Source organism: Sorangium sp. So ce406, assembly GCF_051474675.1.
GTDB lineage: Bacteria > Myxococcota_A > Polyangia > Polyangiales > Polyangiaceae > Sorangium > Sorangium cellulosum_G.
The window spans coordinates 2419265-2444259 of record NZ_CP150340.1; the positions used below are offsets into that span (position 1 = coordinate 2419265).

A 24995-nucleotide genomic window follows, 5' to 3' on the forward strand; every position below is an offset into this window, starting at 1 on the left:
TCATGGCCGAGTACTCGTGTCTGATCGTTGAAGACTCGCCCATGATGCGGCAGCTCTTGGTCTTCGCGCTGGCGCGCGTGAAGAACCTCCGCGTCACCGAGGCGGATGATGGCGTCGACGGTCTCCGCAAGCTCGCCTCGACCAAGTACGACGTGATCATCACCGACATCAACATGCCGATCATGGACGGGCTCAAGCTCGTCAAGCGCGTGCGCACGGATCCGGTCCACAAGGACACCCCCATCATCATCATCACCACCGAGGGGTCTCAGGAGGATCGTCAGCGCGCGCTGCAGCTCGGCGCGAACGCGTACATCACGAAGCCCATCCAGGCGCCGCAGGTGATCGCCAAGGTGAAGGAGCTCCTCAAGATCGACTGAGGCACGCGCCGCGCCGGCGGGCGCGCGCGTACCGGCCGCCTGAGCAGCGCCCGCGTGGCCTGCTCGGGAAGGCGTCGTGGGCGCGCGCCTCCGCCGCGTCACGCAGCGTCGAGCTCCGCGCGATGCTCGCTGAGCTCCGGGCTCAGGTCTTCTGGCCGAACTTCAGGAGCACGCGGTTGCGGCCGGTGCGCTTCGCCTCGTAGAGCGCCTCGTCGGCGGCCGCGATGAGCTCCTGGCCGCTCTGCACCGGGATGTCAGGGTGCGCCGCGACGCCGACGCTGATCGTCGTCGGTACGCGGACGCCCTCGTGTTCGAAGACCGACCCCTCGACAAGGAGCCGCAGCCGCTCGCCGAGGATGCCCGCGTTCTCGAGCGCCACGCCGCGGCACAGGATGCCGAACTCCTCACCGCCGTAGCGCGCGAACACGTCCTCCGTCCGGACCGTGTTGCTCGCGATCTTGGCGATCCTCGCGAGGACGTAGTCGCCGGCGAGGTGCCCGAACGTGTCGTTGATCCTCTTGAAATGATCGACGTCGAACATGAGCAGCGACAGGTGCGCGCTGTGCCGCCGCGCATAGGAGACCTCGGTCTCGAGCCGATCCAGGAAGTACTTCTTGTTGAAGGCCTTCGTGAGGGCGTCGCGCAGCGCGGCATCGTACATCTGCTGCTGGAACGACTCGTCCAGGTAGTCGTGGTAGGTGAACTTGAGGACGGTCGTCGAACCCAGGCGGATCTTGTCGCCGTCGTGCAGGGCGACGCGCGTCACGTGCTCGCCGTTCACCAGCGTCCCGTTCGAGCTGTTGAGATCCTCGATCAGCACCTGGCTGTCCATCTGGAGGAGGCGGGCGTGGCGCCTCGAGATGCCGTCGTCGTTCAGCCGGATGGTCGCCCCGGACGCCCGGCCGATCACGATCTCGGCGCCCTCGACCCGGTACATCTCGCCGACGTTCGAGCCGGCGAGCACGATGAGGTAGGCGCGGTCCTTCGGCGAGCGCGCCGGGAGCTCCTTCTGGAGTTCCCCAACGTTGGCCACCCGCGTGGCCTCGAAGTCATCGTCGGGGTGGTAGCTGCCCATGCTCCCTGAGGATGATCCTCAATCCTTGAAACAGGTTCAAGCGCGAGGGCATGGCGCAGGCGATGTTCCGTGTCGGGTAGGATGCGCGACGTGCGTCTGCGCGCATCACGCGCGCCGCGCGCGCCTCTCCCGCCCGCGCGCGGGCGCCTCCCCGCGCAGGGGTGCCTTGCCGCGAGCAGGCGCCTTCACGCGGCCCTGCCGAGCGGCACCACGACCTGCTCGACCCAGAGCTCGCCCGCCCGGATCTCGACGAACGTCGCGTCGGCGTGCCCCGTGCCAAAGGTGGAGACGCCGCCGCTGCGCACAAGCTCGCCCGAAGGGCGCGCGCCCACGCGCACGCGATCCGCGTCCCGCACGTCCCCCCGCATCGAGCACGGCGCCTCGCCAACCGAGCCGACGTTGATGATGCGCACGCCGCCCACCATGCGGTCGAACGGGACATGCGAGCCACCGCAGATCACGACGTCCGCCGGATCGTCGCCGAGGAGGGAGAGCACCTCCTCGTCCGTCATGTCGTGGGAGATCGGCTCCAGCGGGTCCGCAGGGGAGCCGTGCACCAGGACGAGCTCGCCGCCGTCCTCGAGCGGCAGGCGGTACGTCGGGGCGAGCCGCGCCAGCCGGGCAAGGATCAGCTCGCCGAGCTCGGTGCGCGTCTGGGCCAGGCGGTCGAGCCGCGCCCGTTCGTGCTCGCTTCGTGGCCTGACATTGTGGATGTCCAGCGTCGCCAGGGCGCGGTCGGATACGCCCTGCACGCACACCGCCTTCGCCTGGGTGAGCCGGCGCCAGGTCTCGAGCGGCTTCGGGCCGGGAAAGCAGAGATCTCCGGCGACCAGGAGCTGGGTGTAGCCTCGGCGCTCGGCGGTGGCCAGGACCGCCGCGAGCGCGTCGGCGTGGCCGTGGATATCCGAGACGCAGAGCAATCGCACCCGGCGAGCATAGGATCTGGGAGCGGCTCCGCCAAGGCGCGAGGTGAGGTCGGGGCGCGATAAACTGCCGGTCGGGCGCTGCGGAACCGACGTTCGCGACCCCACGGTCTTGCTAGCCTCCGGCCATGCAACAGGTCTCGAGGCTCCTGGAGATCGCGAACGCGATCGATGAGCAACGCGTGAAGGAGCGCGCGGCGCGGCTGACGCCTCGCCTACGCCCCGGGACGATGGCCTTCGCGATCGCGGCGCTTCTCACGGCCGCTTACCCCGCGATCGGCGCGGTCATCGAGGCAAATCCGGACATCGCGGAGCGGCTCGCGGCCGAGGGCCACCAGACCGCCCGCGACCGCGCCACGTACCTCGCGCGGCTCCGGGCCCGCGTCGGCGACGTCTCGGACGCCGACCGTGTCCGCCGCGAGCTCCGGCGCGCGGCGCGTGACGAGCGGATCCGCATCGCGCTGCGCGAGCTGCTCCCGCCGTCGGCGGGCGGTGCGGACGTCGACGACACCGCGCGCGAGCTCACCGCGCTCGCCGAGGCCACCATCGAGATCGCGCTCGCGGAGGCCGTCTCGGCCGTGACCGCGCGGTTCGGGGAGCCGCGCACGGCGACGGGCGCGCGATCGAAGTTCGTCGTCCTCGGGATGGGCAAGCTCGGCGGCGACGAGCTCAACGCGGGCTCCGACGTGGACCTCATCTACCTCTACGACACCGACGAGGGGCAGGTCGGCCCCTCCGGCGATCGCGCCGTCTCGGTCACCCTGCACGACTTCTGGGCGCGCGTCGCGCGCCGCCTCACGTCGACGCTCGAGGAGGTCACGGAGGACGGCTTCGTCTGGCGCGTGGATCTCCGGCTGCGCCCCGAGGGGCGCAGCGGCCCGATCGTCAACTCGCTGGCCGCGGCAGAGCGCTACTACGAGTCGTTCGGCCGCCTCTGGGAGCGCGCCGCGCTGCTCCGCGCCCGCGAGATCGCGGGCGATCTCGACTTCGGCGCCGAGGCGCTCGGGGTGCTCGCCCCGTTCGTCTGGCGGCGCCGGGTCGACCCGCAGCTCGCGGTCGACATGATCGAGCTCGTCGAGCGTGCCCGCGTCGAGCTCTCGCACGACGCCTCGCGCGACCTGAAGCTCGGCCCCGGAGGCATCCGCGAGGCGGAGTTCTTCGTGCAGGCGCTGCAGCTCATCTGGGGCGGGCGCGAGCCGCGGGCGCGCGCGCAGGGCATGCTCGACGGCCTGCGGCGCCTGCGCACGCTCGGGTACGTGACCGATCGCGAGGGGCGGGAGCTCGTGGAGGGCTACCTCGCGCTCCGGCGCGCGGAGCACGCCGTCCAGTCCGCGACCGGCGTGCAGACGCACCTGCTCCCCGACAGCGAGGCCGAGATGGAGCGCCTCGCCCGGACGCTGCGCTTCAAGGACGCCGCGGCGTTCCTCGCCGACACCGAGCAGCGCCGGAGTAGGATCAAGGCCCGGCTCCTGTCGCTCCTGCCGAAGGGGAGCTCCCGGCCATCGCGGTGGATCGAGGCGATGGCCGCGCTCGACCGCGGCGATCGCGACGCCTTCGCCGAGGCGCTCGCGAAGCACGCGGTGCTCGTCCTCGGCGGCCCGGCGGGCGAGCCGGAGGGCGCCGCCAGCGCCGCGGCGGACACGGGCGCCGCGGCGGACGCGGGCGCCGCGGCGGACGCGGGCGCCGCGGCCGAGCTCGCCGCGCAGCCCGGCGCCGCGCCGATCGAGCCAGGGACGCACGCCTCGCTGGCCGCGCGCTTCCGCGACGTCGCCGACGACCTCTTCGAGCTCTCGCGGCACCCGGACGGCCTGCTCGGCGCGCGCAGCCGCGAGGCGTCCTCGTCGCTCGCGGAGACGCTGCTCGCCGCGGTCGTCGACGCCGCCGATCCCGAGCAAGCGGCGCGCTTCCTCCGGCTGTGCTTCTCCCGCATCCGGCACTCGTCGGTCTACGCGCGCATGCTCGGCGACGATCCGCGCGCGCTCCGCAGGCTCGTCGAGGCGCTCGGGTCGAGCGCGTTCATCGGCGACGCCATGGTCAGGTACCCCGAGCTCGTCGACGTCGTCCTGTTCGCGCGCGGCGCGCCGGGCGCCGACGTCATCAGGCACACCATCGAGGAGAGCCTCAGCGAGGCCGCGCCGGACGACGATCCCGAGGAGGCGCTCATCGCCGCGCTCCGGCGCGCCAAGGCGCGCGTCACGATCGAGGTCGGCCTCGCCGACCTCAGCGGCGAGGTCGGCACGCGCGAGGCGACGCTCGCGCTCTCGGATCTCGCCGACGCGTCGCTGGAGGCCGCGACGCGCTTCGCGCTGGGGACGCCGCCGGGGGAGCCGGTGCGGGGGCTCGCCGTGATCGCGATGGGCAAGCTCGGCGGCCGCGAGATCGGCTACGGGTCCGATCTGGACGTCTTCTTCCTGTTCGATCCGGCGCGCGCGTCGGCCGGCGATCACGGGCCAGGCTCGGACCCCGGCACGTACTATGCGCGGCGCGCCCGTCAGATCATCCGGCTCATCTCCATGTCGCACGCGGCCGGACCGGGCTACGAGCTCGACACGCGCCTGCGCCCGTCGGGCAGCCAGGGGCTGCTCGTCACGTCGATCGACTCGTTCGCGCGCTATCACGGCATCCGCCGCGCGGGCGCGACGGCGTCGGCGTCCGCGGAGCCCGAGTCGTCGCCCGGGGCGCGGCACATCCGCGCGGCGACCTGGGAGCGGCTCGCGCTGATCCGGGCGCGCGCGGCGGCGGGCGATCCCGAGCTCGGGGCGGAGGCGATCGCGATCGCGCACGAGGCCGCGTACCTCCACGCGGACGACTTCGATCCGATCGCCGAGGAGATCCACCGGCTGCGGCTCCGCATGGAGCGCGAGCTCTCGCACGAGCGCCGCGGCCGGCGCGACTTCAAGCTCGGGCGGGGCGGCCTCGCGGACATCGAGTTCTCGGTGCAGCTCCTGCAGATGCGCCACGGCGCCGACCCGCGCGTGAGGACCACCGAGACGCTCGCGGCGATCGACGCGCTCGCCTCGGCCGGGTACCTGTCGCCCAAGCACGCGGAGGTCTTCCGGGACGGCCACGCCTTCCTGCGCAAGCTGGAGCAGCGGATCCGCATCGTGCACGCGGACGCCTCGCAGCTCCTCGAGGAGAACGCGCCCGGGGTCCCGCTCCTCGCGCGGCGGACGGGCATCCGGGGCCGCACCGCGGCCGAGTCGGCGCGGGAGCTGCTCGCGCGCTACGGCGCCATCACCGGGCGCGTCCGCGCGGCGTACGAGGCCATCGTCGGGAGCGAGGCGGCGCCGGAGTCGAGCGCGTCCGGCGAGGCGCGCTGACGGTTGCCGTTGACCCTCGCGGGGCGCGGTGGAATGCCAGGCGCCAGACGATGACCACCCAGAGCGAGCAGCACGCAGCGCCGCCGGTCGCGCGCCGTTGCAACATCCAGGCAACCTCCCTCGACAGCCTCGTCGGCGCGCACCCGGACGCGCTGCGGCAGCTCTACGAGGCGGGGAAGCCGGCCGATCCCGCGGAGCTCGGCGACGCGCCGCGAGGGCGCCTGCTCGCCCTGCACCCGACGGCCGGAGTTCACATGGCGACGCGCCCGCTGATCACCGCGCTCGCGTCGCGCTGGATGCCCTGGAAAGGCAATGAGTTCGACCACGGGGGCAACTCCGGCACGAACGTGGTCCTCGGGAGCAAGGTGTGGCGCTTCAAGGCGCAGCTCCTGCCCTCGGAGCTCGACGGCGCGCCGACGCTCGCGCTGACCTATGGCGAGAGGGCGTTCGGCAACCCGTGGCCCGTGAGCGCCCTCAAGGACGAGCTGCGCGCCGCGGGGCCCGGGTTTGCGATCGGGCCGATGCTGCTGAGATGGAACGAGCGCTGGCACGCCGTGCTCTGGTTCGGTCTTTCGCGCGCGAATCCGGAGTAGCCAATCGCCCGGCGGCTCCGCTCCGGAGGAGCAGGGCGGCCGCCGCTCTCGCCCTCTCCCCCGTGCGTGTGCGCGGCGCAGCCGTCGCGTCCGCGCGCCCGCCGCCGTTGCCCCGAGCCCTCTGTCATCGTCGCTCACACCATGTCGCACGCGCGGAGATCACACTCCGTTCGTCCGACCTCGCGATGCGCGCGTCCTGCGCGGAGTCGGTAGTTTGGGGTATCAGGGCTTACCCTGATCTACCATCGCTTCATTCCTGCTCCTCGCCGGACATACTTCCCGATTTCTAGCCCCTGGCCTACGCTAGACACTGGGCGGCAGCAGGGCACGTTTGCCGGCAGCGCCCGGGAGGCTCGAAATGTTGACTTGGTCGGGCAAGGCGGGAGTCTTGATGGCTGCGATCGCTGTAGCGCCGGGCGTCATGGCTGGCTGCTCCTGCGGCGACACGGGGGGCACGGCGACCACGGCATCCGGCGGCGCGGGGCCTGGCGGTGGACACGGGACTGGCGGCAGCGATTTCGGTATCGGTGGTGGGGTCCTGGTGAACGTCGGGGGGACCGGCACGGGCGGCGAGGGCCCGTGCGAGGGCCTCGAATGCCAGCAGGTCGACTGCGAGGGCGAGGCGAAGACCACCGTGAGCGGCACGGTCTACGACCCCTCTGGCAAATTGCCCCTCTATAACGTGATCGTCTACGTGCCCAATGCGCCGCTCGACGAGATCACGGACGGCGCGACCTGCGACCAGTGCAGCGCGACGCTCTCGGGCTCCCCGATCGTGACCGCGCTGACCGACACCAAGGGAAACTTCGTCCTGGAGGACGTGCCGGCCGGCGAGAACATCCCGCTCGTCGTTCAGGTGGGCAAGTGGCGGCGCGAGATCATCCTCCCGGCGGTCGAGGGGTGCGAGGACACACCGACCGACGCCGGGACGATCCGACTGCCGCGCAATCAAGCGGAGGGGCACATCCCGAAGATCGCCCTCACCACGGGCGGCGCCGATCCGCTCGAATGCTTGCTGCACAAGCTCGGGATCTCGGAGAGCGAGTTCACGCCCGAGACCGGGACCGGCCGGATCAACCTGTTTGCGGGCCGCGGCGACGCCGGGCACCCCGTGACCACGCAGTATGCGGACGGCCTGAATCAAGGCGCGGAGTTCACGCCGGCCACGAGCCTCTGGGGGACCGTGGACAGCCTGCGCCAGTACGACATGGTGATCCTCGCCTGCGAGGGCGATCCGTACGCCGACGACAAGCCCGAGACCGCGCGCCAGGCCTTGTTCGATTACACGTCGCTCGGCGGGCGCGTGTTCGCGTCCCACTGGCACAACGTCTGGCTGAAGCGCGGGCCGGCGCCGTTCCCGGACACGGCGGTCTGGGACAATTTCAACGAGGACCCGGAGAGCCCGCTCACGGCGCTCGTGAACACCACGCTCCCGAAGGGGCAAGCGCTGGCGGACTGGCTCGTCAACGTCGGGGCGTCGGACGTGCACGGTCAGATCGTGATCAACGGGGCTCAGCACACGGTGAACGACGTGAACGATGAGATCTCGACCCGGTGGATCTATTACGATCAGCCCGAGCCGGCGGGGATCCAGTACTTCACGTTCAACACGCCCATCGGCGTCCCGGAAGACCAGCAGTGCGGCCGTCTCGTGTTCACCGACATCCACGTATCCGCGGGCGATCTCACGGGCCCGCCTTTCCCGGAGGGCTGCTCCACGGAGGAGCTGACCCCTCAGGAGAAGGCGTTGCTCTTCATGCTGTTTGACCTGTCGGCGTGCATCGTGCCCGACGACGAGCCGCCGCCGGTCCCGGAGCCCATCCCGCGCTGACGCGCCCCGCGCGCGCCGCGAGCCCCGGATCGCTGATGCCGGTGCGCCAGCTCCGGAGCGGTGCCCCGCGGTTACAGGACGGCCGTCAGCCTTTTCCTGGTATCCATCGTCTCTTCCCGGAGTCGTCCTGGGAATGACGCTCGCCCCGAGGGCGTGGGCGGGCCCCGCCCCGCCGGTGCGGTGAGCGCCGGAGTTCATCAGGACATGCCTTAACATCGCTCCGGAAAATCCCGCCTGACGCGCGGAGCGCCAGCGCTCGCCATTGTACGCGCCGTGCTGTAGATTCACGCTGCCGGCGCAATTGACGCTCTGCTCCCGCGCACCTCGTTGCGATACCGATCAAGCAGAGGAAATGCACAAGATACGCAGGGACACGACAGCGAAGACAAGAGGCTGTCGCGGTGGGAAGCACCACGCAGATACGGAATGTCATCCATGCGTGGCCGCGGGATCCTGCTAGGATGAATCTCGGCCGCAGTGCGGCGCCACATTCCGCGCCTGGGTCGTTGGCTCTCGGATCGTCCGAAGGAGCATGCCTACGATGGTCCAGCATCTCCCTACGTCAGCGGCCGCATGTCGGGTCCTCGAGGGCTGGCCTGGCGAGGAGGGTCGTGCGCCCCGGTCCCGCGGGGCGTCGCAGGGCACCGGGCGCACGGAGGCGCCTCCGCTGCAGAGCAGGATGGGGGGGAAGTGCGGAGTGATGGAGGGCGATGAAGTTCAGGTCTGTCCTGCGTCACCGCCGCCGTCGTCGCGCCGGTACCTGATCGGTCGGCGCGGCGACGCGGGCTGCCCGCTCTGCGCGAGGCGCGCGCGCGCGCGGTCGGCGGTGGCGGGCCTCGGAGGGGCCTCGTATCACTTCCTCACCGCCACGTGGGTGATCCTCATGGTGGGCGAGCCCATGTCCTCGCCGGCGCCGTCGTCGCTCTGATCGAGCCCGAGCGCGGCGGCGCCTGCTGACCAGTCGCTCCGATCGAGCCCCGGCGCGACGGCGCTCGCCGACGAGCGGCCGGATCATCCTGGGACGGGAGATGGGGAAAGGATGCGGTGGGCGCTCCGCGACGCGCGGCGCGCCCGACGCTGCGGCTCAGCGGGCCGCCGACCGCCTTCCGGCGGTCGCGCGCTTCTGGCCCGCCCGCTGCGCGCCCGGCTGCGCCGCCCTCGTCCGCTGCGCTCCGCCGCGCCCGGCGCGGGCGGCGGAGGTCCGCGGCTTCGTCGCGCCCCCGCGCTGCGTCGTCGTCCGCTTCGCGCCGGCCGCCTTGCGCGCCGTCTGCCGCGCGCCGCCGGCCGCCGGCCCCCCCGTGCTGCGCGCGCGCCCCGCCGCCACGCCGGCGGCGTTGCGCTTCCTCGTCGCGGCCGCCTTCTTCGCGGCGGCGCTCCGCTGCCGGCTCGCCTGCCCGGCGCCCGCCTTCTTCGCCGTTCCGCCCGCCTTCTTCGCCGTCCCCGCGGCGCGCCGCGCCCCGCTCGGCCGCGCCGCGGCGCCTGCGCCGGCCTTGCGCACTCCCTTCTTGGCCTGGGTCCCCCGCCGCGTCGGGCCCGCGGTCTTCCGCGCGCCCGCGGCCGCAGACCGGGTCCGTCGGCCCGACGCCGTCCGACCGACCTCGCCCTGGGACGTCGCGGTCGAAGCCTGCTCCCGCTCGCCGCTCCCGACCCGCTTGCTCTGCTTGGACGTATCCTTCGCTGTCTCGCCTCTCGGCATTGAGCCCTCCCCCGAGCTCTCTCGACATGAGCTCGCTCGTGGACTCATGGTGCCACAGCGTTTCCTCTTTCCCGGTCGGAAAGTCGGCGGGAAGTACCGGAATCGAAATCAGGAGCCGCTGTAGCCCACCCGGGCGGAGGCGCCTATTGCGCGTCGGGCTCCCCGCACATCGCCTCTGAAGACCGCGCCGGCGCGCTCAGAAACCCCAGTCGAAGCCGACGCGAGCGCCGGTCTTGAGGTTCCACTGGGCGGGGCGCCGGTGGGTCTCCAGCACGTGCTCGACCGCGATCCCGAGGCCGGCCCACGGCATGATGCCGCGCACCCGCAGGGCAGAGACGCCGACCAGCGCGCCGAGCCGCAGCCCCGGGCTCACGCGGAGGTCGTCCTGGGTGAAGTACGCGAGCGAGGCGAGCTCGCCCTCGTAGTGCCAGGTGCGGGCGTGATACCGCAGCACCATCGGCAGCGCGGCGGTGAAGCTGATGGGGAAGCGGGTCTTCGTCTCCGTCTGCTCGAACTGCGCCGTGCCGCCGAACTCGCCGCCGGCCAGGAACGTCCAGCGCTCGTCGAGCCCACGGCCGAGCAGCAGCCGCGCCGACCCGCCCGCGCCGAGCAGGACCCTGCCTTGCGCGGCCTCGAGCGCCCCGAGGCCGCCGCCCTCCAGGTTGAGGGTCGTCCGGTAGGCGTCGGTCTCGCGCCCCCGGAAAGCCGGCGAGGGCCGGAGCCAGAACGGGCACTCGGTCGATGTCTCGTACGTCGCGCGCGCATCGCGCGTGTCGCGGCCGTGACCCGCGCGGCGCATCGCCTCGTCGAGGAGCGCGCGCACCCGGGTCGCGAACAGGAGATCCGCGACCTCGTCGAGGTCACCTCCGCGGCGCCGGAACGCCTCCTCCACGGGCCCGCCGAGCTCGAGGATCCGCCGGTCGAGCGCGGCGAGCGCGGCGACGCGCGTCTCCGGGGTCGCCGAGCACACGCTCATCAGCGCGGGCGACATGATCTCGTCGAGCTCGTACCTGTCGATCGTCCAGCCGAGCGACTGCTGCACCTCGACCATCTTCTCGAGATCGACGAGCAGGCCGACCACCGCGAGATCACGCGGCGCCCCCTCGGCCGGCGCCGCCGGCGGCGCGGCCTGCGCGGACGGCGCTGCGGTCATCGCGACGAGCGCGGCGAGCGCGGCGCCCCGCGCCAGCGCGCAGCCGTTTCCCATCGAGCCTCGCACGATCGCGCCTCGCATCATCGGTCAGGACCAGATGCCGCCGCCGTCGGCCGCGCCGCGCGCGTCCCCGTCCCGGCCGCTCCCGCGGCAGACCCGCCCGGTACACGGCCGGCGCAGCGGTCGCCCGGGGCGGCGCACGGCGCCCCGTCCTGCGCGCCGCCGAGGCGCGGCGTCGTCGGGCTCACGGGTGCCTCAGGGGTGCCGCGGGGGTGGGAGATCGACCGCTCGGGGAAGCACGTCCAGGAGGCTACCACGGGCGCAGTCCGCGACGGGCGGGCGTGACGGTGGGACGGCGGACAGCGCGACCCGCCGAACGTGCGGACCGGAGACCGCTTCCGATGCTACACTCGCCAGCGTGTCGTTGAAGATCGACCAGGATCACGGGCGCTTCCGTCAGATCGTTCGCGGCCGCATCCGCGAGAACCTCCGCAAGTACATCTCGCAAGGCGAGCTCATCGGGCGGAAGGGGAAGGACCTCGTCTCGATTCCCATCCCCCAGATCGACATCCCGCGCTTCCGCTTCGGCGACAAGCAGCGCGGCGGCGTCGGGCAGGGCGACGGCAACCCCGGCGATCCCGTGGGGGGCTCCGACGACAAGCAGCCCGGGCAAGGGCAGGCGGGCAGCGGCGAGGGCGACCACCTCCTCGAGGTCGACGTCACGCTGGAGGAGCTCGCCAGCATCCTCGGCGAGGAGCTCGAGCTGCCCGACATCCAGGACAAGGGCAAGAGCAAGATCTCGAACGCCCACGACCGCTACTCGGGCATCCGCCGCGTCGGCCCCGAGTCGCTGCGCCACTTCAAGCGGACGTACCGCGAGGCGCTGAAGCGGATGATCTCGAGCGGGACGTTCCGCCCGACGGCGCCCGTCGTCGTCCCGATCCCGGACGACAAGCGGTACCGCTCGTGGAAGACGATCACCGAGCCCGTCGCGAACGCCGTCATCATCTACATGATGGACGTCTCCGGATCGATGGGCGACGAGCAGAAGGAGATCGTGCGCATCGAGTCGTTCTGGATCGACGCGTGGCTGACCCGCCAGTACAAGGGCCTCGAGTCGCGCTTCATCATCCACGACGCGATCGCCCGCGAGGTCGACCGGGACACGTTCTTCCACACGCGCGAGTCCGGCGGCACGATGATCTCGAGCGCCTACAAGCTCTGCTCGCAGATCATCGACAACGACTACCCGCCGGACGAGTGGAACATCTACCCGTTCCACTTCTCGGACGGCGACAACTGGTCGATGGACGACACGCTCTCCTGCGTGGACGTGCTGAAGACGCAGATCCTGCCGCGGGTCAACATGTTCGCCTACGGGCAGGTCGAGAGCCCTTACGGGTCGGGCCAGTTCATCAAGGACCTGAAAGAGCACTTCTCGCAGGACGACCGGGTCGTGGTGAGCGAGATCAGGGACAAGGACGCGATCGTGGGCAGCATCAAGGATTTCCTGGGGAAGGGGAAGTAGAGCGGTATGAGCAAGTTCGCGCTGAACACCGCGCTCCCCCGCTACCTGCGCACCGAGAAGGAGCGCATCGAGAAGATCGCCCGGGACTACGGGCTCGACTTCTTCCCGGTCATCTTCGAGATGCTGACGTACGACCAGATGAACGAGATCGCCGCGTACGGCGGCTTCCCGAGCCGCTACCCGCACTGGCGGTTCGGCATGGAGTACGAGCAGCTCTCGAAGAGCTACGAGTATGGCCTCTCCAAGATCTACGAGATGGTCATCAACAACAACCCCTCGTATGCCTACCTGCTCGAGGGCAACTCGCTCACCGATCAGAAGCTCGTGATGGCGCACGTGTACGCGCACGTCGACTTCTTCAAGAACAACTTCTGCTTCCGGTCCACCGACCTCGACCACCGCGGCCCGATCGTCGACCCCGTGCGGAAGACCGAGAACTACGATCCCGACCGCAAGTGGATCGACAAGATGGCGAACCACGGCGCGCGCGTGGCGCGCCACATCGAGCGCCACGGCATCAACAAGGTCGAGGCGTTCATCGACCACTGCCTCTCGCTCGAGAACCTCATCGACCCGTGGGCCCCCTTCACCGGCCGCCCGGCGCCCAAGGAGGACGAGGAGCCCACCGAAGAGCCGATGGATACGTACAAGCTCCGGGCGAAGGAGTACATGGACTCCTTCATCAACCCGGAGGAGATCCTCGAGGCGCAGCGGAAGAAGCGGCAGGAGCAGAAGAAGCCCGAGCGCAAGGTCCCGGAGCGCCCCGAGCGGGACGTGCTCAAGTTCCTGCTCGACCACGCGCCGCTCGACCGGTGGGAGCGCGACGTGCTCGAGATCATCCGCGAGGAGACCTACTACTTCGTACCCCAGCGGCAGACGAAGATCATGAACGAGGGGTGGGCCTCGTACTGGCACTCGAAGATGATGACCGAGAAGGTCCTCGATGCCTCGGAGATCATCGATTACGCCGAGAACAACGCCGGCGTCATGGCGACGGCGCCGGGGCGCTTCAACCCGTACAAGGTCGGCGTGGAGCTCTATCGCTACATCGAGGACCGGTGGAACAAGGGCCGCTTCGGCCGCGAGTGGGAGGAGTGCACCGACCTCGACGCGAAGCGCACCTGGGACATGCGGCTCGGCCTCGGCCGCGAGAAGATCTTCCAGGTGCGCGCGCTCTACAACGACGTGACCTTCATCGACGAGTTCCTGACGCCGGAGTTCGTGATCGACCAGAAGATGTACACGTTCGGCTTCTCCGGGCGGAACGACAGGTTCGAGATCGAGAGCCGCGAGTTCAAGGAGGTGAAGGAGAAGCTCCTCTTCCAGCTCACGAATTTCGGCGATCCGTACATCCGCGTGGTCGACGCCAACTACGGCAACCGCGGGGAGCTCCTGCTCGAGCACGTGCACGGCGGCTTCGATCTGCGCGCCGACTACGCGCGCGAGACGCTCGTCGCGCTGGTCCGGTGCTGGAAGCGGCCCGTCGGCGTCGCGACCAGGATGGATAACAAGCCTGTGCTGCTCCGGTACGATGGCAAGGAGCACGCGATGACGCCGTACAAATTGTGAGCTCCAACGGATCGATCGGCCGGCTCACGGCGCTCCTCGCGCTCGCCGGCTGCGCCGCCGCGCCGCCGCCCTCGGAGGCGCCCGCGCGGTCTGCTTCGCTCGGCGCGCCGCCTGCGCTGGCGCCGCCGCCCGCCCCGGCATCGCCCGCCGCGCAGCCGACGGGGAGCGCCGCCGCGCCGCCGGCGGGGAGCGGGGCACCGGCGGGAGCGCTGGCCGGCTCGGGCGTCCCGCTCGACGCGCCGTCGACCAGCGAGGCCGCCGCGGCGAGCCCGCCGCCGCGCGTCGCGCGCGGCACCGGGACGGCGGCGGACAGGAAGCTCGAGGAGGGCGACGCCGCCTACGCGACGGGCGACTTCGTCGCCGCGGAGAAGGCCTATCGCGCGGCGGCGCAGCTCGACAGGCGGGACGCCGCGGCGATCGTCGGCGCGCAGCGCGCGGCGATCGCCAGGGCGGGAGTGTCCGCGGAGTTCGGCGGCGCGCCGAACGACAGGACGCTGCTCGCCGCGATTCCGGAGCTGAAGCGCGCGGTGAAGCTCGAGCCGGGCTACGCGCCGGCGCACCTCGAGCTCGGCCGCGCGTACCTCGTCCTCGGCCGCGCCGAGGCGGCGCTCGGCGAGCTCGCGCGGGCGGCGGAGCTCGCGCCGAGCGACGCCGAGGCGCGCTCGGCGCTCGGCGTCGCGCACCTCGCGCTCGGAAACCTGCAGGACGCTGTCCGAGAGCTCGCGCGCTCCGCCGAGCTCGCGCCCGGGGACGCCGAGCGGCAGGCGAACCTCGGGACAGCGCTGCTCGCCGCGGGCAAGACGGCCGACGCGATCCGCGCCTACGAGCGCGCCGCGCGGCTGTCGCCAGCGGACGCGCGCCTGCAAAACGATCTCGGGACGGCGCTGCTCGCCGCGAACGATCCTGCGCGAGCGATCCCCTACCTCGAGGCCGCCGTGGCGCGCGACCCGAGCCGCGCCACGTACCGATCGAACCTCGGGTATGCGCACCACCTCCGCGGCGACCTGCAGAAGGCGACGGCGCTCTACCGCGAGGCGCTGAAGCTGGATGACAAGCTCGGCAGCGCCTGGATCAACCTGGGCAACGCGCTGGCGCAGGCGGGACAGCTCAGGGACGCGCGCGAAGCGTACGAGAAGGCGCGCGCCGTTGATCCCACCGATCCGCGCGTGAAGGCCGTGATGGAGGAGCTCGACGCGATCGAGCGGCGCGGCGCCGCGCCGAGGTGACGCGGAGGCCGCGGCTGCGCGAGCCGCCTCTGCGCCGCGTGCAGCGCGAGCGCGTGGTCAAGCCGCGCCGGGCGCCGTGCGCGGCGGCCATGAGCAGACGCGCCCAGGTACCGCGATGCTGACTACACGCGTCGTCTGCGTGGCTGCTTGTCAAGCTCAATCGTTGCGGCGTCCGACCTTGCGCACCACCTGGCCGCTCCCGCCGAACGCGGGCTCGCGCCCTCGATCGAGCGGCAGCCAGAGGGAGGACGGGGGCTGCAGGACCATCGGTGTCGTGAGCGACCCCGGATGCGAGACGACCCCCGGCGCCCCAGCGGCGGGCGCTTGCGCGGCGCGGCGCTCGGCGCCGCGCGCCCCCGAGATGCCGACTCCCGCGCGAGAGGGCCGCATACCGCATCCGCGTCCGAGAGACGCACTGGAGTCCGGTGCGCCACCGGCAGGCGGGTAGGTAAGCGCACGCATCGCCCCGTACTCCCGCGGCGACGCTCGGGACCACACGATGCTTGAGCGCACCTTCGGCGCGCGGCAAGGGGTTGACAGCAGCGATGAACTTTCGATTACCTCTCTCCAGCCGTTCCAAATGATCTGATGGTCAACCACCGTGCGCTCGGCGGAGATGACCCTGGGAGATGTATGTAATCGGAACCACAGATCCAGCGTCTGCCGCGGGTGCTCTGTGGACAAAATGTCCGACTGCCGTGAGAGGACTCATGGTGTCCCATCGGGGTAGAAGCTGAGCCCGTTTCGCCCGGATAAGCGCGAAACCGTCGCGCGGTACGGCTGGCTGGAAGAGAGCGCTCCCCCTTCGATAATCTGGTCATGCGTCCAGTGTCCCGCGAGAAGTGCGATTCGTATTACAAAAATGTTGAGGACGGGTGGCATACCTTGTGCAGCGGGCCGGGCGGCCGCTGACGTTTCTGCCGTCTGAACTCCCGGATGGCGCTCTCCGGAAACCGCGCGATGCACTCGACGGGGCACCCCGAACCCGGGTAACCTCGTTCGTGCCTCACTCGTCAACCAACCCCCGAGGCTTTGATGTCCGTTTCCAAGCAGGCCGACATAGCCCCGACGTTGCGACCGCCGCCGGCTCCTCTGGCGGACGGTATGGTCATCTCTGCGAACTTCTCCGTGGGTGGTTTTAGCAAACGTTGGAACCACTGTCATCAGCTGGCCAACTTCCTTGCGCGATACGCCAGTGCAAACGAGGACGACCCCGAGCGCCATGCCACCCTGTTGTCGACGTTCTTCAATGAGCTGCTCGAAGCCGTCTATCGAAATCACGGGCCAAGCGGCGAAATACAGATACGGTTCCGGAAGAGTCAGAGTCATATCTTCGTCGAGGCCGAGGTCCCGGTAAACGAACAGAGCGCGCAGTTCTACAACCACGCCGTCCAGCTGGTGAATCAGCCCGACCCGATGTCCTGGTATCGAGAACAGCTCGAGAACGATGTTCCGGACGACGATGCGCAGGCGCTTGGGCTGCTGGAACTCGCGGTTGTATACGGCTCCAAACTCAGCATCACCGAACCCGCGGGCGGGGGTCAGCTTCTGCTGGCCATTCAGTTCCCGTTCACTGAGGTAGACGAATTATGACTGCTTCGATCGGTCGCGAATCCGTCGTGCCGCCTTCCTCCTCGAGCGGCCTTCCATCGTGGCGCTCGCAGGTCACCTTCAGCATGCGCGTCGACCAGACGGATCAGGAGGTCGCGCTGTCAGGCATGCTGCGACCTTTTGGCGCCGATCAGATGAGGGCCATCCGCAGCACGCTGGAGACGGCAGCGAAGAGCGCGCGGGGCGAGCTGTGCTTGGACTTCAAGCGTCTCAAGTACATGAACAACGTCGCGTTCCTCGAGATCAACAGGTTCGTTCGCTGGGCGGTCGAGGCGCGACCTAACCTCAAGATAAAGCTCATTATTTCGAGCGTCATCCCCTGGGCCATCCGCAAGTTCCAGGTGATCGCGGAGATCTACTCCAACGTCTCGGTCGAGATCTACGACATGGCGTTCTATCCGATCCAGCGGATGCTGGAGGACGCCGAGTTCATCGACGTGCTCCGCCTGCAAGAGCGGATCATCTGGGAGCACGAGCGGAAGATACTGCCGCACCACGGCCTCATGCCAGGGATGAGGATCGCGGACATCGCCTGCGGGCTAGGATACTTCGCCGTGATGCTCCAGAAGGACTTCAAGCCGGAGTACCTGGTCGGCGTCGATCACTCCCGCCCATCGCTCCGCTACGCCCAGGAGATGGCGAAGCGGCTCGGGATGGAGGATGTGGAGTACCAGTACGGGGATGCCGCGACCCTCCTCCTGCCCGACAACTCGTTCGATTTCGTGGCCTGCCGACTCGCGCTTCAGGTCTTCCACCAGCCCGAGATGATCATGCAGGAGCTCTATCGCATCTGCAAGCCGGGCGGACGCATCTACATCACGAACGAGATGATGTCGTGCAACTACGGGTGGCCCGACCACGAGCTCATCCGCGCGACTTACCAGCGCATCCTCGAGCTCGGCAAGATGGTCGGCATGGATCTCGATATCGGCATGAAGACGCGGCAGGTGCTGACGGACGCCGGCCTCGAAGATCTCAAGATCAACCTCATCGACATCACCAACATGAACACGGACTGCTACGACTTCGCCCGGGTCGTGGAGAGCTGGATCAACGGGACGAGCCAGATGGCGGCCACGGCCGGCACACTTCCGGAGTTTCATCAGGAGATCTCTGCTGGCCTGAAGGTCCACATGGCGACCATCACGAACCCGAAGGGACTGGCGTCGTGGCCCATCTACGCGGGCTCCGGGCGCAAGCCAGTGAAGATGATGTAGGTGGTTTCGTGAGAACCGCAGTCGTTTCGGTGGGAGATACTCATACGTGACCTCGCCTGCTCATGAGACACTGAACGAGCCGCGGCGGCGCGGCTTCTTCATTGGGCTCAAGAAATTCAATACGAAGTTCATGCTGGTCACCGGGTTCAGCGTGCTGCTCGGTGCCCTCCTGAACGTCCTCGTCGCTCGGCAAGGTCTGCATGAGCTCAGCCAGAAGTCCGCCCGCGAGATAGAGGGCGGTCTGAACGAGGCGAACCGCGAGTATCTGACGAACCACCTCGGCGACACGGCGCAGCAGGTCAACCTGCGGCTGGGCCACGCCTACGCCGATCTCAGGATGCTGGCCGCCATCGTGCAGACGATGGTGGACCAGGGCGACCAGCTCGATGAGCTGCACGCGAAGGTCGCCAGCATGGATTTCTTTCGAGACAAGCTCGTCCACAACGAGAAGGGCAACTGGTGGCAGAACGGCCCGGACGAGCCGACCGTGGTCGGCGTCTGGGGCTACCTCGGCAAGGACGGCCAGATCCTGCCGGACGCGCAGCGCGCGGTGGACAAGACCGCGCTGCTCGACCTCATCCTCCCGTCGTTTCAGAAGTACGGAGCCGACAAGCTCCAGGTCTATTACGCCGGCAGCGCGGAGCAGCCGTTTGTCCGGGTGGCGCCCTACCTCGATATGGGAGGGACGTTCGACAAGCTCTATCCCGGGCACAACGAGAAGAGGTGGTACGACTTCTTCTATCCCGGCCTCGTCGAGAGCTGGAGCGAGTGGCTGAAGGAGCCAAACGGGCTACAGAGCCGTCCCGTCCAGACGACGGTCACCGCGCCCTACGACGACGCGGGCGGCGGCGGCATGATCATGACCGCGTTCCATCCGATCTGGAGCAAGGAGCGCGACAAGTTCGCAGGCGCGCTCGGGCTGGACCTGACCCTCGCGCAGCTCGTCGAGTCGATCAAGGACGTCCGCCTGGCGAACGCCGGCTTCGCCTTCCTGACCCAGGCGGATGGCAACGTGCTCGCCGTGAACGATCTCGGCGTCGCGACGCTGCGCCTCCGGGCCGAAGGCGGAGCGGGGCAGAGCGAAGGGGTGGGTGTCCTCCAGCGTCGTCTCAAGGACAGCAGCGACCCCGCCGTCGCGATGATCGCGCTGCCCAGCGACGACAACGTGGACTACCATGAACGGATGATCGCCGGCGAGGCGTACATCATCGCTCTCCAGCGGCTCGCCCCGGTGAACAGCTGGGCCGGTCCGGGCGCGCGGATCGAGTCGCAGCAGTGGACGCTCGGGTTCGTCGTGCCGAAGAAGGAGCTGTACGCGTCGCTCCTCGCGTCCCAGCGCGCCATCGAGGAGAGCCGGACCAGCATCGTCACGAAGCAGATCCTCGTCACGATAGCCTCGTTCCTCGTGCTGATGCTCGGCGTCTACCTCGTATCTCGCAAGATGACGGGCGCGCTCGTCGCGCTCTCGAGCGGCGCGACGCGGATGCGGGAGGGTGATTACGGCGTTCGCATCGACGTGAACTCCGCGGACGAGATCGGGCAGCTCGGCGTCGCCTTCAACGATATGGCGAGCGAGATCGAGGCCTACACCAACAACCTCGAGGAGCTCGTCGGTGAGAGGACGCGTGCGCTCGAGAAGGCGAACGCGGAGATCAGCGACCTGAACGCGAAGCTCGCGCAGGAGAACATCCGGCTCGGCGCCGAGCTGAACGTCGCGCGCCAGCTCCAGCTCATGGTGCTCCCGGCGCCGAGCGAGCTCCAGGAGATCCCGGGCCTCGACATCGCCGGCTACATGGCCCCGGCCGACGAGGTCGGAGGGGACTACTACGACGTGCTCCGGAGCGACGGGCTCGTCAAGATCGGCATCGGCGACGTCACCGGCCACGGGCTGGAGAGCGGCGTTCTGATGCTGATGGTCCAGACGGCGGTGCGGACCCTGCTCGCGAGCAACGAGCGGGATCCGAAGAAGTTCCTGAGCATCGTCAACAAGGTCATCTACCAGAACATCCAGCGCATCCGCTCGGACAAGAACCTGTCCTTGACCCTGCTCGACTACAGCGACGGCAAGCTCCAGCTCACCGGACAGCACGAGGACCTGATCATCGTCCGGAAGGACGGGACCCTCGATCGCGTCGAGACCATGGGGCTCGGGTTGCCGATCGGCATCGATCTGGATATCAGCGATTTCATCGGCAGCATCGAGGTGGCGCTGGAGGCTGGGGACGTCGTGACGCTCTTCAGCGACGGCATCACCGAGGCGGAGGACTCAGAAGAGGAGCAGTACGGCATCGACCGGCTGTGTCAGGTGATCTCGCGGAACCACGAGAGAAACTCCAAGGAGATCAAGGACGCTATCATCGAGGACGTCTTGGCGCACGTTGGCTACAACAAGATCCATGATGACATTACGGTACTTGTCATTAAGAGGGTATGAGCAAGGGGGAGACTGGGCATTACCATGAGCGAAATCATCGGCGTCTACTCTTTAGACGATTCGTTCAGCGAGCACATGTCGCTGACGTTGTACCCCGACTCGTTCGCGGTGAGATGGAGCCTCTGTAACCTGACGGCAAACTTCATGGCCGAGTACTTCGGCGAGCTCTTCCCGGAGATCGACGGGGAGGACAGGCTCATCAGCCGCGACGAAGTCTCAGGCGCCATCGGTTACGTCCTGAACGAGCTGGTCGAGAACGCCGTCAAGTTCAATCAGCACGGTGATATCACCGTGACCGTCGGCATCGGGCGTGAGGACCTGGTGTGCCTCGTCAGCAACCAGATCACGAACGCCGCTGTCCCCTCGTTGCGCGAGAAGCTCCTCGAGCTCACGCAGGAGGATCCCGGGGAGCTCCTGCGGAGGCAGGCCGAGGCGAACGCCGAGGACGCGGAGAACGCCGGATCGGGGCTCGGCTATCTGATCATCATGAATGATTACGGTGTCAGTCTTGGGTGGAAGCTGGACCCGATCTCGGTCAACAGCTTCAGCATCAAGACGATGGCCAGGATTCCTATTTTGAACGAAAGGTCGAGAATGGAAATCAAAGGTGGCAACTACCGGGTTTGGTACGATCCCTCTGAGGTGGTGGTGTACCTGGAGGGCATCCTTCGTCTTGGCGGCACCACGGAGTACGCCCCCATCGAGGAGCTGCTCGACAAGGTCCTCGCCACGAATCCGCCCACCATCACCCTCGACGTCAGGGCGCTGAACTTCCTGAACAGCTCGGGGATCAACGTCCTCTACAAGTTCGCGATCGCCACCCGGAAGAAGGGCGAGCTCCAGCTCATCGTCCGCGGGTCGAAGTCCATCCCGTGGCAGGGGAAGTCGCTGCCCAACCTGAAGAAGTTCAACCAGAACTTCGAGATGATACTCTGTGATTGAGATCGGATGGGATCTTCCGTCCAACCCGAATCGCGTCCAGGTCGATCCATGACTGCACCCAAGGACCTCAGCTCGATGCACTCCAGAGGCTTCATACAGAAGCAGAACAATCTGGATGCCATCAGGGCGATCGTGAAGGAGCGGCAAGCGTGGAACACACTGCTACGCGACGAGGGGAACTTCACAGACTTCATGGAGCGCTGCAACGCACTCCTGGAGTACGTCGATAAGCTGAAGCTGGATTTCGACGACCTCTCCCTGGTGCACGAGGCGATCCTGGAGCACGCGACCAGCATTGAGAACGAGCTTGAAGGGTACAACCGGGCCATCGACGACGACCTCGCGGTGGCGCGGCAGGTACAGCGCGCGCTGTTGCCGGAGGCGAGCGGGGCCATCGCGTCGGCGTTCGACATGGCCATCTTCCACAAGCAGCTCGCACAGGTAGGAGGGGACTACTACGACTTCTTCTATCTCCCCGGCGAGCGCCACGCGATCGGTGTTTACGATATATCGGGCCACGGAGTATCGTCGGCGCTCATCATGGCGTTTCTGAAGGCCCAGTTCGCGCACGCCACCAAACGGCTCGACAGCCCGGGGGCGATCGTGGACTGGGTGAACCGGAGCGCCTACTCGTTCTTGCGGGAGGTCCGCCGGTACGCGACGGTGAACTTCGTCATGTTTACGGACCGATTCCTCCGCTACGTGTCGGGCGGAGGCTACGGACTCCTGGTCCGTCGAGGGACGCCTCGCTCGTTCAACCGGGTGAGCAACTTCATCGGTCTGCGCATCAAGCCGTTTCACGAGTTCGAGCTGCCGTTCGAGGAGGATGACGTCCTCGCCTTGTACACAGACGGGATGTTCGAGGCGCAGGACGCGAGCGGGGAGATATATTCCGTGCAACGTCTCAACGAAATCGTCGTCAAGCACAGCGAGGAGCCGGTGCAGGTCATCCTCGATCGGTGCATCGAGGACTACACGCGGTTCCGAGTGGCGGACGCCGACGACATCACACTGATCATCCTGCGAAGGTGCGCCTGATGAAGCCCGAGAAGAATCATTCGCAGACGTCGGTCGGTGCATCGATATACATCTCTCCGATCGATCACATCACGGGCGACGTGGCCGGCCTGCTTGCGAACTTTTTGGACGCGCTGCTGGTGCGGTTCTATCCCAGGCGGATATGCCAGAAGGTCAACGTGGTGGTCACCGAGCTGGTCACCAACGTGATCCAGCACGGGACCGAGCGCGAGAGCGAGGTGCGACTCGACCTGAGCATCGACCCGGATCGGCTGCTCATCAAGGTTTCCAACCGCGTCACGCCGGAGGAGTACCGAACCGTCAAGGCGGTATTCGACGAGATCTTCGCCGCGGAGGACCCGAGGGAGCTCTTCGCCAGGACGGTGCGCGAGCGGCGCAACGACCGGCGCAGGGGCGGCCTAGGCCTCATTCGGCTGACTGCTGAGAACAAATTCCATCTCTCGACGCAGTACGTCGATGGAATCCTCGTCGTCCAGGCTACTTTCCCTTGAAAAGGCTGCGTATGTTTTCCACGAAAGGTCGCGTATGAAGGCTCTCAGCTATGGAGAAATCACGGATGGCGGGCTGAGCGTCTTTCAGTCGGTCGCCCGGCTCGATGACGACAACCGCCTCGTCCTGACCTTCGAGGGCGCTATCCGGATCGACAACCCGTACCGGTACCTCTCCAGCTACCTCGACGAGCTGGCGCGGGTCCTCCCGCAGCATCCGATCACGTCCACGGTGATGGACTTCGTGAAGATGCGGTTCTGCAACTCGAACGGCTTCTACGTCATCATGGACATCGTGGACGCCGTGTACAACTTGGTGCCCGGGCGGGTGACCGTGCGTCGGATCCTCGACGACGACTGGCAGCACGAGACCCTGCCGATCCTGCTCAACCTGAACGAGGAGCACGTGGCCGCGCGGACGACGTTCGAGGACGTCAAAGAGCCGTGACGCCGTGACGGTGGAGCGGAGGCTGCGCAAGGCGACAGGCGATGGAGGCACCTGCGAACGAAGCGGACGTGGAGAGGTTCTTCGCTGTCTGTCCCGATCCGCTCTGCGTCCTGCGGATCGACGGATCGTTCCTGCGCGTGAGCGGCGCCTGGGAGAGCACGCTCGGCCTGGGGACCGAGGAGCTGATCGGCAGGAATCTCCTGGATCTGGTGCATCAGGACGACCTCGCTGCGACCCGGGAGCAGATGGATCGGCTCCGGCTGGGGCCCGTGACGCTCGGGCTGGAGAACCGGTGCCGGAGCAGGAGCGGCCTCTACGTCTGGCTGTCGTGGTCGCTGCTGTCGGTGCCGGGCGAGGGGCTCATCTACGCCTGGGCGCGCAACGTGGGGAAGCAGAAGCGCGTCGAGCGGGCGCTGATGCAGCGGATCGAGACGAAGATGCTCGTCGCGTCGATCTCGGCCCACTTCATCAACGTGAAGCTCGCGGACATCGACCGCGGCTTCCAGTCGGCGCTCGCGGAGCTCGGCAGGGCGCTGCGCGCCGACAGGACGAGCCTGTTCCTGCTCTCGGAGGACGGCCGGCGGTTCTTGAAGACGCACGAGTGGTGCGCTGACGGGGTACCGTCGCTGCTCGCGGAGCGGGCCGTCGTCTCCAGGGACGAGTATCCGTGGCTGGTCGAGCGGCTGTTCCGCCTCGAGGTGTGCGACGTGCCGCGCGTGGCTGACCTGCCGGAGGAGGCCGCGAGCGAGAAGCGGGCGTTCACGGAGCTCGGGATCGCCTCGCTGGTGCGGATGCCGGCGGCGTACGCGGGTCGGCTCGTGGGCGTCGTGGGGATCGACGCGGTACGGTCGATCCGGGCGTGGGACAAGGGCGTCCGGGCGCTGCTGCAGGTCGTCGGCGAGATGTTCGCGATCACGCTGGAGCGGATGCGCGCCGAGGAGTCGCTGCGCGCCGTGGTCGAGCAGCAGGAGTCGCTGCGCGCGGTGATCGAGCGGCAGGAGTCCGCGATCGAGACGCTGTCGACCCCGATCATCCAGGTCTGGAACAGCGTGCTCGTGCTGCCGCTCGTGGGCAGCATCGATCGACACCGGGCCTCCGAGATCACGGAGAAGCTGCTGCACACGATCGTCGAGACGAAGTCGCGCTATGCCATCGTCGAGGTGACGGGGGTCGAGGAGGTCGACTCCACGACGGCGCAGCACCTCATCAGCATGCTGCAGACGATCGAGCTCCTGGGCGCGCAGGGGGTCGTGGCCGGAGTCCAGCCCCAGGTGGCGCAGACGGCGTCGTCGCTCGGGATCGATCTCTCGTCGGTCCAGGTGCACCGTGACCTCCAGGAGGCGCTGCGGTGGTGCATCCGGGAGATCCGGGCGGACGGGCGGCAGGGGAAGCGGCGGCGGGGGCGGCGGTAAGCAGCCGGTTCCGAGGGGATCGGCCCCCGGGGAGGGAGCTCGTCGCGCGGCGCCGGGAGGGCTGAACTCGCCTTGAACGATGCGTCTCCGGCGTGCGTGGCATGCCGGAGA

General features: G+C 68.5%; 20 protein-coding genes. 16 read left to right on the forward strand and 4 right to left on the reverse strand.

All coding sequences use genetic code 11. The annotated features are described in order from the left end of the window. Positions 1-2: 2 nt before the first annotated feature. A complete protein-coding gene (locus WME96_RS09060; protein WP_012234398.1) occupies positions 3-380 on the forward strand; it encodes a response regulator in 378 nt (125 codons plus the stop codon). 142 nt (positions 381-522) lie between these two features. On the opposite strand, the gene WME96_RS09065 is transcribed toward WME96_RS09060, so the two are convergent. Both WME96_RS09065 and WME96_RS09070 read right to left on the reverse strand, forming a co-directional pair. After that, positions 523-1455 (reverse strand): diguanylate cyclase, encoded by a 933-nt coding sequence (locus tag WME96_RS09065; protein ID WP_437289748.1) that lies wholly within the window; start codon positions 1453-1455, stop codon positions 523-525. Between the two features lie 185 nt (positions 1456-1640). Then, on the reverse strand, positions 1641-2381 hold the full coding sequence (locus WME96_RS09070) for a metallophosphoesterase family protein (protein WP_437289749.1): 741 nt from the start codon (positions 2379-2381) through the stop codon (positions 1641-1643). 125 nt (positions 2382-2506) lie between these two features. Here WME96_RS09070 and WME96_RS09075 point away from each other — a divergent pair, with 125 nt between their 5' ends. The 4 genes from WME96_RS09075 to WME96_RS09090 all read left to right on the forward strand — a co-directional run bounded on the left by WME96_RS09075 (position 2507) and on the right by WME96_RS09090 (position 9050). Beyond that, positions 2507-5698: a bifunctional [glutamate--ammonia ligase]-adenylyl-L-tyrosine phosphorylase/[glutamate--ammonia-ligase] adenylyltransferase gene (locus tag WME96_RS09075; RefSeq protein ID WP_437289750.1), complete on the forward strand. Its 3192-nt coding sequence runs from the start codon at positions 2507-2509 to the stop codon at positions 5696-5698. Between the two features lie 50 nt (positions 5699-5748). After that, entirely contained in the window at positions 5749-6291 is a 543-nt protein-coding gene (locus WME96_RS09080) for a hypothetical protein (RefSeq protein WP_437289751.1), read from the forward strand. A 391-nt stretch (positions 6292-6682) separates the two neighbouring features. Next, a complete protein-coding gene (locus WME96_RS09085) occupies positions 6683-8122 on the forward strand; it encodes a carboxypeptidase regulatory-like domain-containing protein (protein WP_437289752.1) in 1440 nt (479 codons plus the stop codon). Between the two features lie 700 nt (positions 8123-8822). Next, a complete protein-coding gene (locus WME96_RS09090) occupies positions 8823-9050 on the forward strand; it encodes a hypothetical protein (protein ID WP_437289753.1) in 228 nt (75 codons plus the stop codon). A 156-nt stretch (positions 9051-9206) separates the two neighbouring features. On the opposite strand, the gene WME96_RS09095 is transcribed toward WME96_RS09090, so the two are convergent. Further along, positions 9207-9818: a hypothetical protein gene (locus tag WME96_RS09095; RefSeq protein WP_437289754.1), complete on the reverse strand. Its 612-nt coding sequence runs from the start codon at positions 9816-9818 to the stop codon at positions 9207-9209. A 196-nt stretch (positions 9819-10014) separates the two neighbouring features. Beyond that, positions 10015-11025: a hypothetical protein gene (locus WME96_RS09100; protein WP_437289755.1), complete on the reverse strand. Its 1011-nt coding sequence runs from the start codon at positions 11023-11025 to the stop codon at positions 10015-10017. A 364-nt stretch (positions 11026-11389) separates the two neighbouring features. Here WME96_RS09100 and WME96_RS09105 point away from each other — a divergent pair, with 364 nt between their 5' ends. The 11 genes from WME96_RS09105 to WME96_RS09155 all read left to right on the forward strand — a co-directional run bounded on the left by WME96_RS09105 (position 11390) and on the right by WME96_RS09155 (position 24884). Continuing rightward, on the forward strand, positions 11390-12499 hold the full coding sequence (locus WME96_RS09105; protein ID WP_061605397.1) for a DUF444 family protein: 1110 nt from the start codon (positions 11390-11392) through the stop codon (positions 12497-12499). Between the two features lie 6 nt (positions 12500-12505). Beyond that, positions 12506-14068: a SpoVR family protein gene (locus WME96_RS09110; protein WP_437289756.1), complete on the forward strand. Its 1563-nt coding sequence runs from the start codon at positions 12506-12508 to the stop codon at positions 14066-14068. Continuing rightward, positions 14065-15294 (forward strand): tetratricopeptide repeat protein, encoded by a 1230-nt coding sequence (locus WME96_RS09115; RefSeq protein WP_437289757.1) that lies wholly within the window; start codon positions 14065-14067, stop codon positions 15292-15294. The genes WME96_RS09110 and WME96_RS09115 overlap by 4 nt, the downstream gene beginning before the upstream one ends. Before the next feature lie 1035 nt (positions 15295-16329). Next, positions 16330-16887, forward strand: a complete 558-nt coding sequence (locus WME96_RS09120) for a hypothetical protein (RefSeq protein ID WP_433934841.1) — start codon at positions 16330-16332, stop codon at positions 16885-16887. Positions 16888-17012: 125 nt separating this feature from the next. Further along, positions 17013-18122 carry a methyltransferase domain-containing protein gene (locus tag WME96_RS09125; RefSeq protein WP_433934842.1) on the forward strand — a complete coding sequence of 370 codons (1110 nt, stop codon included), beginning with the start codon at positions 17013-17015 and terminating at the stop codon, positions 18120-18122. A 46-nt stretch (positions 18123-18168) separates the two neighbouring features. Then, positions 18169-20556: a SpoIIE family protein phosphatase gene (locus WME96_RS09130; protein ID WP_437289758.1), complete on the forward strand. Its 2388-nt coding sequence runs from the start codon at positions 18169-18171 to the stop codon at positions 20554-20556. A 24-nt stretch (positions 20557-20580) separates the two neighbouring features. Then, entirely contained in the window at positions 20581-21498 is a 918-nt protein-coding gene (locus WME96_RS09135; protein WP_012234413.1) for a slr1658 superfamily regulator, read from the forward strand. A gap of 48 nt (positions 21499-21546) precedes the next feature. After that, a complete protein-coding gene (locus tag WME96_RS09140) occupies positions 21547-22536 on the forward strand; it encodes a PP2C family protein-serine/threonine phosphatase (RefSeq protein ID WP_437289759.1) in 990 nt (329 codons plus the stop codon). Beyond that, entirely contained in the window at positions 22536-23027 is a 492-nt protein-coding gene (locus WME96_RS09145; RefSeq protein ID WP_233561296.1) for an ATP-binding protein, read from the forward strand. Before WME96_RS09140 ends, WME96_RS09145 begins: the two co-directional genes overlap by 1 nt. 34 nt (positions 23028-23061) lie before the next feature. Next, on the forward strand, positions 23062-23472 hold the full coding sequence (locus tag WME96_RS09150) for a hypothetical protein (RefSeq protein ID WP_020734190.1): 411 nt from the start codon (positions 23062-23064) through the stop codon (positions 23470-23472). A gap of 68 nt (positions 23473-23540) precedes the next feature. Next, positions 23541-24884, forward strand: a complete 1344-nt coding sequence (locus WME96_RS09155; RefSeq protein ID WP_437289760.1) for an STAS domain-containing protein — start codon at positions 23541-23543, stop codon at positions 24882-24884. The last annotated feature ends 111 nt before the right edge of the window (positions 24885-24995 follow it).